Origin of the sequence: Klebsiella sp. CN_Kp097, assembly GCF_040064495.1 — a bacterium.
GTDB lineage: Bacteria > Pseudomonadota > Gammaproteobacteria > Enterobacterales > Enterobacteriaceae > Klebsiella > Klebsiella aerogenes.
Map to the genome: position 1 here is coordinate 36724 of NZ_JBEAIL010000021.1, position 12703 is coordinate 49426.

At 54.4% G+C, this 12703-nt stretch carries 14 protein-coding genes; all 14 read left to right on the forward strand.

Going from position 1 to position 12703, the window contains the following annotated elements; translation table 11 throughout:
• The first annotated feature begins 2 nt into the window (after positions 1–2).
• The 14 genes from plsX to ABLV07_RS18055 all read left to right on the forward strand — a co-directional run bounded on the left by plsX (position 3) and on the right by ABLV07_RS18055 (position 12702).
• The gene (plsX, locus tag ABLV07_RS17990; protein ID WP_086557245.1) at positions 3–1103 is read left to right on the forward strand and encodes a phosphate acyltransferase PlsX; all 1101 of its coding nucleotides are present in this window, start codon (positions 3–5) and stop codon (positions 1101–1103) included.
• 53 nt (positions 1104–1156) lie between these two features.
• Entirely contained in the window at positions 1157–2110 is a 954-nt protein-coding gene (locus tag ABLV07_RS17995) for a beta-ketoacyl-ACP synthase III (protein WP_015367192.1), read from the forward strand.
• Between the two features lie 15 nt (positions 2111–2125).
• Positions 2126–3055: an ACP S-malonyltransferase gene (gene fabD, locus ABLV07_RS18000; protein ID WP_348853523.1), complete on the forward strand. Its 930-nt coding sequence runs from the start codon at positions 2126–2128 to the stop codon at positions 3053–3055.
• A 12-nt stretch (positions 3056–3067) separates the two neighbouring features.
• Positions 3068–3802: a 3-oxoacyl-ACP reductase FabG gene (fabG, locus tag ABLV07_RS18005; RefSeq protein ID WP_015367190.1), complete on the forward strand. Its 735-nt coding sequence runs from the start codon at positions 3068–3070 to the stop codon at positions 3800–3802.
• Positions 3803–4012: 210 nt separating this feature from the next.
• Positions 4013–4249: an acyl carrier protein gene (gene acpP / locus ABLV07_RS18010; RefSeq protein ID WP_000103754.1), complete on the forward strand. Its 237-nt coding sequence runs from the start codon at positions 4013–4015 to the stop codon at positions 4247–4249.
• Between the two features lie 88 nt (positions 4250–4337).
• Positions 4338–5579, forward strand: a complete 1242-nt coding sequence (gene fabF, locus ABLV07_RS18015) for a beta-ketoacyl-ACP synthase II (protein ID WP_047041511.1) — start codon at positions 4338–4340, stop codon at positions 5577–5579.
• Between the two features lie 129 nt (positions 5580–5708).
• On the forward strand, positions 5709–6518 hold the full coding sequence (gene pabC / locus ABLV07_RS18020; protein WP_015367188.1) for an aminodeoxychorismate lyase: 810 nt from the start codon (positions 5709–5711) through the stop codon (positions 6516–6518).
• A gap of 2 nt (positions 6519–6520) precedes the next feature.
• Entirely contained in the window at positions 6521–7543 is a 1023-nt protein-coding gene (gene yceG, locus ABLV07_RS18025) for a cell division protein YceG (protein WP_020079144.1), read from the forward strand.
• On the forward strand, positions 7533–8174 hold the full coding sequence (gene tmk, locus ABLV07_RS18030) for a dTMP kinase (protein ID WP_032707765.1): 642 nt from the start codon (positions 7533–7535) through the stop codon (positions 8172–8174). Before yceG ends, tmk begins: the two co-directional genes overlap by 11 nt.
• A complete protein-coding gene (gene holB, locus ABLV07_RS18035; protein ID WP_032711395.1) occupies positions 8171–9175 on the forward strand; it encodes a DNA polymerase III subunit delta' in 1005 nt (334 codons plus the stop codon). Before tmk ends, holB begins: the two co-directional genes overlap by 4 nt.
• Before the next feature lie 10 nt (positions 9176–9185).
• Positions 9186–9980: a metal-dependent hydrolase gene (locus ABLV07_RS18040; protein WP_020079141.1), complete on the forward strand. Its 795-nt coding sequence runs from the start codon at positions 9186–9188 to the stop codon at positions 9978–9980.
• Between the two features lie 296 nt (positions 9981–10276).
• Entirely contained in the window at positions 10277–11710 is a 1434-nt protein-coding gene (gene ptsG / locus ABLV07_RS18045; RefSeq protein ID WP_015367184.1) for a PTS glucose transporter subunit IIBC, read from the forward strand.
• A 256-nt stretch (positions 11711–11966) separates the two neighbouring features.
• Entirely contained in the window at positions 11967–12323 is a 357-nt protein-coding gene (gene hinT, locus ABLV07_RS18050) for a purine nucleoside phosphoramidase (RefSeq protein ID WP_015705043.1), read from the forward strand.
• A gap of 4 nt (positions 12324–12327) precedes the next feature.
• Positions 12328–12702: a YcfL family protein gene (locus tag ABLV07_RS18055; protein ID WP_015367182.1), complete on the forward strand. Its 375-nt coding sequence runs from the start codon at positions 12328–12330 to the stop codon at positions 12700–12702.
• The last annotated feature ends 1 nt before the right edge of the window (position 12703 follow it).

Here is a 12703-nt window from a genome sequence, read left to right on the forward strand (position 1 = left end):
CCTTGACACGTCTAACCCTGGCGTTAGATGTCATGGGGGGCGATTTTGGCCCATCCGTGACAGTGCCTGCAGCACTGCAGGCACTGAACTCTAATTCGCAACTCACACTTCTTTTAGTCGGCGACCCCGACGCCATCACGCCATTACTTGCCAAAGCTGATTTCGAACAACGTTCGCGACTGCAGATTATCCCTGCACAGTCAGTTATTGCCAGTGATGCGCGACCCGCGCAGGCTATCCGCAGTAGCCGCGGAAGCTCGATGCGCCTGGCGCTGGAGCTGGTGAAAGAAGGGCGAGCCGAAGCCTGCGTTAGCGCGGGAAATACCGGCGCGCTGATGGGGCTGGCGAAATTATTGCTTAAGCCCATTGAGGGGATTGAGCGCCCGGCGCTGGTGACGGTACTGCCGCATCAGCAAAAGGGCAAAACGGTAGTGCTGGATTTAGGCGCTAACGTCGATTGCGACAGTACAATGCTGGTGCAGTTCGCCGTAATGGGCGCAGTGTTAGCTGAAGAAGTGGTGGGGATTAAAAACCCACGCATTGCGTTGTTGAATATCGGTGAAGAAGAGATGAAAGGTCTCACCAGCATTCGCGATGCGTCGGCAATGCTCAAAAAACTGCCGTCCTTCAACTATATTGGTTACCTTGAAGCTAACGAACTGTTGACGGGGAAAACGGATGTTCTGGTTTGTGACGGATTCACAGGCAACGTCACATTAAAGACGATGGAAGGTGTTGTCAGGATGTTCCTTTCGCTGCTGAAATCACAGGGAGAGGGAAAAAAACGGTCGTGGTGGCTGATTTTATTAAAGCGTTGGTTACAAAAAAGCCTGAGCAGGCGATTCAGTCACCTCAACCCCGACCAGTATAATGGCGCCTGTCTGTTAGGATTGCGCGGTTCTGTGATCAAAAGTCATGGCGCTGCCAACCAGCGCGCATTTTGCGTCGCAATAGAGCAGGCAGTGCAGGCGGTGCAGCGGCAGGTTCCACAGCGGATCGCCGCTCGCCTGGAATCGTTATACCCAGCAGGCTTTGAACTGCCAGGGAGCAGCAGCGGTAACGGGAATGCCCGACAGCACACCGGGACCAACGGATACGACTGACGCCCTGCGGTTTGAACAACGCGGGTATATTACCCAAGAGTGACTGAGCGTACATGTATACAAAGATTATTGGCACCGGCAGCTACCTGCCTGAGCAAGTGCGTACTAACGCCGACCTGGAAAAAATGGTTGAAACGACTGACGAGTGGATTGTCACACGTACAGGTATTCGTGAACGCCGTATTGCCGCAGCGAACGAGACAGTTGCTACGATGGGCTTCGAAGCCGCAAAGAAAGCGCTGGAAATGGCGAATGTCAACCCGGAACAAATTGGTCTGATCGTTGTTGCGACCACCTCGGGTACTCATGCCTTCCCGAGCTCTGCGTGCCAGATTCAATCTATGCTGGGGGTCAAAGGCTGTCCGGCGTTTGACGTCGCAGCTGCCTGCGCGGGCTTCACCTACGCGTTGAGCATCGCCGACCAGTATGTGAAAAACGGCGCCGTAGATTACGCGCTGGTGATTGGCGCCGACGTGCTGGCGCGCACCTGCGATCCAACCGATCGCGGCACGATCATTATCTTCGGCGACGGCGCGGGCGCAGTGGTGCTTGGCGCTTCTGAAGAGCCAGGCATTATCTCCACGCATCTGCATGCCGATGGCCGCTACGGTGAGCTGTTAACGCTGCCGAACGCCGATCGCGTAGAGCCGGAAAATCCGATTTATCTGACGATGGCCGGCAACGAAGTGTTTAAAGTTGCGGTCACCGAACTGGCGCATATCGTTGACGAGACGCTGGCGGCCAATAATCTTGAGCGCTCGGCGCTGGATTGGCTGGTGCCGCACCAGGCTAACCTGCGGATCATCAGCGCGACGGCGAAAAAGCTGGGAATGTCGATGGATAATGTGGTGGTCACGCTCGATCGTCACGGTAACACTTCCGCCGCCTCGGTCCCTTGCGCGCTCGATGAAGCCGTTCGCGATGGCCGTATTCAACGCGGCCAGTTGATTCTGCTGGAAGCCTTCGGTGGTGGTTTCACCTGGGGTTCCGCGCTGGTTCGTTTTTAGTATAAGGATTTAAACATGACGCAATTTGCTTTTGTGTTCCCCGGACAGGGCTCTCAGGCTGTCGGTATGCTGGCAGATATGGCCGCGACCTGGCCAGTTATTGAAGAGACTTTCGGCGAAGCTTCCGCAGCGTTGGGTTACGATCTGTGGGCGCTTGCCCAACAGGGCCCGGCAGAAGAACTGAACAAAACCTGGCAAACGCAGCCGGCGCTGCTGACCGCTTCCGTCGCGTTATATCGCGTATGGCAACAGCAGGGCGGTAAAGCGCCGGCGCTGTTAGCCGGTCATAGCCTTGGCGAATACTCTGCGCTGGTCTGCGCGGGCGTGATTAATTTCGCTGATGCCGTTCGTCTGGTTGAACTGCGTGGCAAATTCATGCAGGAAGCGGTACCAGAAGGTACCGGCGCGATGTCTGCAATTATTGGCCTCGACGACGCGTCCATCGCTAAAGCCTGTGAAGAATCTGCACAAGGGCAGGTGGTTTCGCCAGTGAACTACAATTCACCGGGTCAGGTGGTTATCGCCGGGCACAAAGAAGCCGTTGAGCGTGCAGGCGCTGCGTGTAAAGCCGCAGGCGCCAAACGTGCGCTGCCGTTGCCGGTCAGCGTACCGTCTCACTGCGCGCTGATGAAACCTGCCGCTGAAAAACTGGCGGTAGAGCTGCAGAAAATCACTTTTAATGCGCCGACCGTTCCGGTTGTGAACAACGTCGACGTGAAGTGTGAAACCGCGCCTGATGCTATCCGCGACGCGCTGATTCGCCAACTGTACAGCCCGGTTCAGTGGACTAAGACCGTTGAGTTTATGGCATCTCAGGGCGTCGAGCACCTGTATGAAATGGGCCCGGGTAAAGTCCTCTCCGGCCTGACCAAACGTATTGTTGACACCCTGACTGCTTCTGCGCTCAACGAGCCGGCTGCGATGTCTGCGGCGCTTGAGCAATAAAAGAGGAATACCATGAGTTTTGAAGGAAAAATCGCGCTGGTTACCGGTGCGAGCCGCGGTATCGGCCGCGCAATCGCTGAAACCCTCGCCGCGCGCGGTGCGAAAGTTATCGGTACTGCCACCAGCGAAAGCGGTGCGCAGGCAATCAGCGACTATTTAGGCGCCAACGGTAAAGGTCTGATGTTGAATGTGACCGACCCGGCATCTATTGAATCTGTTCTGGAAAATGTTCGCGCAGAGTTTGGCGAAGTTGATATCCTGGTCAATAATGCCGGAATTACTCGTGATAACCTGTTAATGCGAATGAAAGATGATGAGTGGAACGATATTATCGAAACCAACCTGTCATCTGTATTCCGTCTGTCAAAAGCGGTAATGCGCGCTATGATGAAAAAGCGTCATGGGCGTATTATCACTATCGGTTCTGTGGTTGGTACCATGGGAAATGCTGGTCAGGCTAACTACGCTGCGGCGAAAGCGGGTCTGATTGGTTTCAGTAAGTCACTGGCACGTGAAGTTGCGTCTCGCGGTATTACTGTAAACGTTGTTGCTCCGGGCTTTATTGAAACGGACATGACGCGTGCGCTGACCGATGAGCAGCGTGCGGGTACGCTGGCTGCAGTTCCTGCGGGGCGCCTTGGCTCCCCAAATGAAATCGCCAGCGCGGTTGCATTCTTAGCCTCTGACGAAGCGGGTTACATCACTGGTGAAACCCTGCACGTCAATGGCGGGATGTATATGGTCTGACCGAGATTTGCGCAAAATGTTCAGGAAGCGCGCAGTCTGCACGCTTGCGGGTACAGTTTTGTGCGAAATCATTTGCGTTATTAGGGCAAACAGCCGCAAAATAGCGTAAAATCGTGGTAAGACCTGCCGGGATTTAGTTGCAAATTTTTCAACATTTTATACACTACGAAAACCATCGCGAAAGCGAGTTTTGATAGGAAATTTAAGAGTATGAGCACTATCGAAGAACGCGTTAAGAAAATTATCGGCGAACAGCTGGGCGTTAAGCAGGAAGAAGTTACCAACAATGCTTCCTTCGTTGAAGACCTGGGCGCTGATTCTCTTGACACCGTTGAGCTGGTAATGGCTCTGGAAGAAGAGTTTGATACTGAGATTCCGGACGAAGAAGCTGAGAAAATCACCACCGTTCAGGCTGCCATTGATTACATCAACGGTCACCAGGCGTAAGTGAACATCTCCAGGCGGTCATTCGACCGCCTGAGTTTTATCTTTTTTTGTCCCACAAGAATCTATTTTCCCTCCCTGGAGGACAACCGTGTCTAAGCGTCGTGTAGTTGTGACCGGACTGGGCATGTTGTCTCCTGTCGGCAATACCGTAGAGTCTACCTGGAAAGCTCTCCTTGCCGGTCAGAGTGGCATCAGCCTGATCGACCATTTCGATACTAGCGCCTATGCAACGAAATTTGCTGGCTTAGTAAAGGATTTTAACTGTGATGATATCATCTCGCGCAAAGAACAGCGCAAGATGGATGCCTTCATTCAATATGGAATTGTCGCTGGCGTTCAGGCCATGCAGGATTCTGGCCTTGAAGTGACGGAAGAAAACGCAACCCGCATCGGCGCCGCTATCGGTTCCGGTATCGGGGGCCTCGGCCTGATCGAAGAAAACCATAGTTCGCTGGTAAACGGCGGACCGCGGAAGATCAGCCCGTTCTTCGTTCCGTCCACAATTGTTAACATGGTGGCCGGTCATCTGACCATCATGTTTGGTCTGCGTGGACCGAGTATCTCCATCGCGACCGCGTGTACTTCAGGCGTACACAATATCGGCCACGCGGCACGTATTATCGCCTATGGCGATGCCGACGCGATGGTTGCCGGTGGTGCAGAGAAGGCGAGTACGCCGCTGGGCGTAGGCGGCTTTGGCGCTGCGCGCGCGCTGTCCACCCGCAATGACAACCCGCAGGCGGCAAGCCGTCCGTGGGATAAAGAGCGTGATGGCTTCGTGCTGGGCGACGGTGCTGGTATGGTCGTGCTGGAAGAGTACGAGCATGCGAAGAAACGCGGCGCGAAAATCTACGCAGAGATCGTTGGTTTTGGTATGAGCAGCGATGCGTACCATATGACGTCTCCACCGGAAGATGGCGCTGGCGCTGCGCTGGCGATGGTTAACGCCATTCGCGACGCGGCGATTGAACCGGGCCAGATTGGCTATGTCAACGCCCACGGTACTTCGACGCCAGCCGGTGATAAAGCAGAAGCCCAGGCGGTGAAATCCGTGTTTGGCGATGCGGCAAGCCGCGTGATGGTGAGCTCCACCAAATCAATGACCGGCCACCTGTTAGGCGCGGCTGGCGCAGTAGAGTCTATCTACTCTATTCTGGCGCTGCGCGATCAGGCGGTTCCGCCGACCATCAACCTGGATAACCCGGATGAAGGTTGCGACCTCGACTTCGTTCCTCATGAAGCGCGTCAGGTTTCCGCTATGGAATACACCCTGTGTAACTCCTTCGGCTTTGGCGGTACTAACGGTTCGATTATCTTCAAAAAAGTATGATCAACCGCTAATGCTGGTTTAAGCGTTGACGAAAAGACCCGCCTGGCGGGTCTTTTTTTATTCGGTTTTCTCCGCTTGTTCTCTGCTTTTTATCCTGAGACACTGTGCCACCGGTGAGAGGAGCCCCCTATGTTCTTGATAAATGGTGTCGAGCAGGATGTGCTGGCAGCAAACGACCGTGCAATTCAATTCGGTGATGGGTGTTTTACCACCTCGCGAATCATCGACGGCCAGATAGCCTTCTTCAATGCCCATTTGGGCCGCTTGCAAGATACTTGCGAAAAACTCTTGATACCTTTTTCTGAATGGGAAACGTTGGCCGCAGAAATGCAAGAACTGGCAAAGCCACATCGAGAAGGCGTACTCAAAGTGGTCATAACACGTGGTTCAGGAGGTCGGGGATATAGCGCGAGCGGATGCATTCAACCTACCCGCATGATGAGTGTGTCGTCTTTCCCCGCGCATTATGCGCGTTGGCGAGAAGAGGGAATAACCCTGGCGTTAAGCCCGATCCGCTTGGGGCGCAATCCTTCGCTGGCGGGGCTCAAACATCTTAATCGCCTCGAACAAGTCTTAATTCGTTCTCATCTTGAGCAGACGGACGCCGATGAGGCGCTGGTTCTTGACAGCGACGGGTGGCTTACGGAATGCTGTGCCGCGAATGTGTTCTGGCGTAAAGGAAGCCAGGTGTTCACGCCGCGCCTCGATCAGGCGGGCGTTAATGGCATTATGCGCCAGCACTGTATGGCTATGTTGGCACGTTCTTCTTTTGATGTTGTCGAAGTATCCATGCGCCCTGATGTACTGCGCGATGCCGATGAAGTGCTGATTTGCAATGCGCTTATGCCGCTGGTACCGGTTTGTCGTTGGGATGACGTCTGTTGGTCTGAACGCGATCTTTACCATTTTTTAGCCCCATTGTGTGAGCTGCCTGGTTAGTCATGAAGAAAATGTTACGTTTTGTCCTGCTGTTAGTCGTGGTGTTCGGTATTGCCGCAGCGGCAGGTATGTGGAAAGTCCGCCAACTGGCAGATAGTAAGTTGCTTATTAAAGAAGAGACCATCTTCACCCTTGAGCCAGGAACCGGGCGAGTGGTGCTTGGCCAGCAGTTGTATGGCGATAAAATCATTAATCGTCCACGCGTATTCCAGTGGCTGCTGCGCGTCGAACCTGAACTTTCTCATTTCAAAGCGGGTACCTATCGCTTCACACCGCAAATGACGGTGCGCGAGATGCTGCAGCTTTTAGCGAGCGGTAAAGAAGCGCAGTTCCCGCTACGGTTTGTTGAAGGGATGCGCGTTAGCGACTATTTGCGTCAGCTGCGCGATGCGCCGTATGTGAAGCACACTTTAGAAGACGACAGTTACGAAACGGTCGCCAAAGCGCTGGGTCTTGAGCACGCCGATTGGGTTGAAGGTTGGTTATGGCCGGATACCTGGATGTACACCGCCAATACCAGCGATATCGCCATTCTTAAACGCGCGCACCAGAAAATGGTCGCTGCGGTAGCGAAAGCCTGGGAAGGGCGGGCGGATAATCTACCCTATAAAGATCAAAACCAGTTACTGACCATGGCCTCTATCGTTGAGAAAGAGACCGCGGTTCCTGCCGAGCGCGATCGCGTGGCGTCGGTCTTTATCAACCGTCTACGCATTGGCATGCGTTTGCAGACCGACCCTACCGTAATTTACGGCATGGGAGAGCGCTATAATGGTAAACTGTCGCGTAAAGATCTGGAGACGCCGACCGCCTATAACACCTATGTGATTAGCGGTATGCCGCCTGGACCCATAGCGGTTCCTGGTGAAGCGTCTCTCAATGCGGCAGCCCATCCGGCGAAAACGCCGTACCTCTATTTTGTTGCCGACGGAAAAGGCGGCCATACGTTCAATACCAATCTGGCCAGCCATAACCGTTCGGTTCAGGACTATTTAAAAGTACTTAAGGAAAAAAATGCGCAGTAACTATATCGTCATCGAAGGCCTGGAAGGGGCGGGGAAAACGACCGCACGCAATCTGGTCGTTGAGACACTCGAACAGCTGGGTATCCGCGATATGGTGTTTACCCGTGAACCGGGCGGTACCATCCTGGCTGAAAAACTGCGCAGCCTGGTGCTGGATATCCAGTCTACCGGCGATGAAGTCATTAACGATAAAGCGGAAGTGCTGATGTTTTACGCCGCCCGCGTACAGCTGGTGGAAACGGTGATTAAGCCTGCTCTGGCTCGCGGTCAATGGGTCATTGGCGACCGTCACGATCTCTCAACTCAGGCCTACCAGGGCGGGGGGCGCGGTATCGATCAGGGGATGCTGGCGACGCTACGCGATGCGGTGCTCGGTGATTTTCGCCCTGATTTAACACTTTATCTTGACGTGACGCCGGAAGTTGGCCTTAAGCGCGCCCGCGCCCGAGGCGATCTGGATCGGATTGAGCAGGAGTCGATGAATTTCTTCAATCGTACCCGCGCGCGCTACCTTGAACTGGCGGCTCAGGATCCGACTATCCGCACGGTGGATGCAACGCAGCCTCTGGAAGCGGTTGAGCGCGACATTCGCGCCGTTATCACTCAATGGGTTGCGGAGCAACGCGCATGAAATGGTATCCGTGGTTACGCCCGTCCTTCGAGCAGCTAGTGGCTGGCTATCAGGCAGGACGGGGTCACCATGCGTTATTACTCCAGGCATTACCGGGGATGGGGGGCGATGCGCTTATCTACGCGTTATGCCGTTTCCTGATGTGCCGCCAGCCGGAAGGGCATAAAAGCTGTGGCCATTGTCATAGCTGCCAGCTTATGCAGGCGGGGACCCATCCTGATTACTACACTCTGGTTCCGGAGAAGGGCAAGAGCGCGCTAGGCATCGATGCGGTGCGCGGCATCACTGAAAAACTCTATGAGCGTGCGCGTCTCGGCGGCGCGAAGGTGGTGTGGATCAACGATGCGACGTTGTTAACCGATGCCGCCGCCAATGCTTTGCTGAAGACGCTGGAAGAGCCGCCGGAAAATACCTGGTTTTTCCTGGCCTGCCCGGAGCCGGCGCGTCTGCTCGCCACCTTGCGCAGCCGGTGCTTCTCATACCACCTTACTCCGCCTTCTGAAGCCTGGGCGTTAGGGTGGTTAGCACGTGAAGTGACAATGTCACAAGAAGCTTTATTGGCCGCGTTGCGCCTCAGCGCTAACGCACCCGCGGCAGCGCTGGAGTTACTGCAAGAGGCTAACTGGGCTCCGCGACAACAGCTTTGCCAGGCGTTAGCCAGCGCGTTAACCAGCGGTGACTGGCTGTCATTATTGCCGGTTCTGAATCACGAACAGGCCCCGGTGCGTCTGCACTGGCTGGCATCGCTGTTGCTGGATGCGCAGAAGCGGCAACAGGGGATTACGCTTCTGAGTAATCCAGATGCCTGGACGCTGGTTAACCAACTGGCGCAAACACTTTCGGGCCCACGTCTTGAAGCTATCACGCGCGATGTTAGCGCCTGTCGCGAGCAGTTGCTGAGCGTGGTCGGCGTCAACCGCGAACTACTACTCACCGAGCGCCTCCTGCGCTGGGAACATTACCTGCAACCCGGGGCGGTTCTGCCCGTCTCACATCTCTGAGAATAAGAACATGTTTTTAGTCGATTCCCACTGCCATCTTGATGGCCTGGATTATCAAACGCTGCATAAAGATGTCGATGATGTGCTGGCGAAAGCCGCCGCGCGTGATGTTAAGTTTTGCCTGGCAGTCGCCACCACGCTGCCGGGATATCGCGGGATGCGCGAGTTAGTCGGCCAGCGAGAAAATGTCGTCTTTTCCTGCGGTGTTCATCCATTGAACCAGGATGAAGCGTATGACTTCGAAGAGCTGCGTTCGCTGGCTGCGGAAGAGGGCGTAGTGGCGATGGGGGAAACCGGGCTCGATTATTTTTATACCCCGGAAACGAAACTCCGCCAGCAGGAGTCTTTCCGCCAGCATATCCGCATTGGCCGCGAATTGAATAAGCCGGTGATTGTGCATACCCGCGATGCGCGCGCCGATACGCTGGCGATTTTACAGGAAGAAAAGGTGACGGATTGCGGTGGCGTACTACACTGTTTCACTGAAGACAGGGAGACAGCGGGTAAATTGCTGGACATGGGGTTTTATATTTCGTTTTCCGGTATCGTCACGTTCCGTAACGCGGAGCAGCTACGAGATGCCGCGCGCTATGTTCCGCTCGATCGCTTGCTGGTAGAGACCGATTCGCCTTATCTGGCGCCGGTACCACATCGCGGTAAAGAGAACCAGCCGGCGATGGTGCGCGATGTCGCTGAATACATGGCGGTGCTGAAGGGCGTGTCGCTGGAGCAGCTCGCGCAACAAACCACCGATAACTTTGCCAGCTTGTTCCACATCGACCCTGCCAGACTGCAACCCGCCTGATCTTTCTATTATTTTAAGGCTCGTAATTAATAGTTAAAGCGAGTAAAGTTCACCGCCGCGACAGAGGCGGTGAGCGCATTTTTGCAACATACAGATACACATTATGTAAATCAGTGTAAATTTTTATATGTTGACTGAATGAAACGTGATAGCCGTCAAACAATGTCCGCGTTAATTATTTTACTCTGTGTAATAAATAAAGGGCGCTTAGATGTCCTGTCCACGGCACGGTTCTCCCCCCGGGCCAATGCGTGAAAGCGTAAAAAAGTACCAAATACTCAGGAGCACTCTCAATTATGTTTAAGAATGCATTTGCTAACCTGCAGAAGGTCGGTAAATCGCTGATGCTGCCAGTATCCGTACTGCCTATTGCAGGTATCCTGCTGGGCGTCGGTTCTGCCAACTTCAGCTGGCTGCCAGCCGTGGTCTCCCACGTCATGGCGGAAGCAGGCGGTTCAGTTTTCGCCAATATGCCGCTGATCTTCGCAATCGGTGTTGCGCTTGGCTTCACCAATAACGACGGTGTATCCGCACTGGCTGCAGTCGTAGCTTACGGCATCATGGTGAAAACCATGGCGGTAGTCGCGCCGCTGGTTCTGCATTTACCTGCTGAGGAAATCGCAGCCAAACACCTGGCTGATACCGGCGTGCTTGGCGGTATTATCTCCGGTGCGATTGCAGCCTACATGTTCAACCGCTTCTACCGTATCAAGCTGCCTGAATATCTGGGCTTCTTCGCGGGCAAGCGTTTTGTGCCGATCATCTCTGGTCTCGCCGCTATCTTCACCGGCGTGATCCTGTCCTTCATCTGGCCGCCGATTGGTTCCGCCATCCAGACCTTCTCTCAGTGGGCTGCTTACCAGAACCCGGTTGTGGCGTTCGGTATCTACGGTTTCATCGAACGTTGCCTGGTACCGTTTGGTCTGCACCATATCTGGAACGTACCTTTCCAGATGCAAATTGGTGAATACACCAACGCTGCAGGTCAGGTGTTCCATGGCGACATCCCTCGTTACATGGCAGGCGATCCGACTGCTGGTAAACTGTCTGGCGGCTTCCTGTTCAAAATGTACGGCCTGCCGGCTGCAGCTATTGCGATTTGGCACTCTGCTAAACCAGAAAACCGTGCCAAAGTCGGCGGTATTATGATCTCCGCGGCGCTGACCTCGTTCCTGACCGGTATTACCGAGCCGATCGAGTTCTCCTTCATGTTCGTTGCGCCGATCCTGTATATCATCCACGCGATTCTTGCAGGCCTGGCATTCCCGATCTGTATCCTGTTGGGTATGCGTGACGGGACGTCGTTCTCTCACGGTCTGATCGACTTTATCGTTCTTTCCGGCAACAGCAGCAAGCTGTGGCTGTTCCCGATTGTCGGTATTTGCTATGCGATCGTGTACTACGTGGTCTTCCGCGTGCTGATTAAAGCGCTGAACCTGAAAACTCCAGGCCGTGAAGATGCAACTGAAGACAGCAAATCCGCTGCGACCAGTGAAATGGCGCCGGCGCTGATTGCCGCCTTCGGTGGTAAAGAGAACATCACAAACCTCGACGCATGTATTACTCGTCTGCGCGTAAGCGTGGCTGACGTAGCGAAAGTTGATCAGGCTGGCCTGAAAAAACTGGGTGCTGCTGGCGTAGTTGTTGCAGGTTCCGGCGTTCAGGCTATTTTCGGCACCAAGTCCGATAACCTGAAAACCGAGATGGATGAGTACATCCGCAATAGCTAAGACGTAGTGTGGGGAGACTAAGGCAGCCAAATGGCTGCCTTTTTTACGTTGGTATTCTGGTCATTGTTTGGCAATACCCGGAAAATGGGGGAAATGCTTATTCCCTCAGCAGCTAAGTCTATAGTTGAATAAGAAAAACTGCATTCAGGTTGAAAGAGAGGGAGGAAGTCGCTCATACTCTTAGCTGATCCTGTGCATTCGTGTTTATCTGCAGAGGCAGGCCGGGGCACGGTATAAAACTAATAAGGAATCAGTCATGGCAGAAGAAACGATTTTCAGCAAAATCATTCGCCGGGAAATCCCGTCGGATATTGTGTATCAGGATGAACTGGTCACCGCTTTTCGCGATATCTCTCCGCAGGCGCCGACCCATATTCTGATTATCCCGAATATCCTGATTCCAACCGTAAATGACGTCACCGCCGAACACGAACAGGCGCTAGGCCGAATGATGACCGTCGCGGCGAAGATTGCCCGTGATGAAGGTCTGGCTGACGACGGCTACCGTCTTATCGTTAACTGCAACCGCCACGGCGGGCAGGAAGTTTACCATATTCATATGCACCTGTTGGGCGGCCGTCCGTTGGGCCCGATGCTGGCGCATAAAGGCTAAATCGATGCGTGCTGCTTATTCAGGCGTCCTGGTTCTGGCGGCGCTGTTGGCCGGATGTAGCTCGCACCCGGAAATTCCGGTTGGCGAGCAGCAGACGTTGGTGATGGAATCCAGCGTTCTGGCGGCTGGCATCAGCGCCGATCCGCCGTCGGTGACCGCTTCGGAAATTCAGGCCACCGCTACCTCAAGATTATTTAATGAACGGCAAGAGCCCATTACCGTGCACTACCGTTTTTTCTGGTATGACGCCCATGGGCTTGAGATGCATCCGCTGGACCCTGCGCGTAGCGTGACGGTTCCAGCACGCTCGTCCGTCGTGCTCTACGGCAGTGCCAATATTCTCGGGGCGCACAAAGCCCGCCTTTATCTTTATCTCTAAG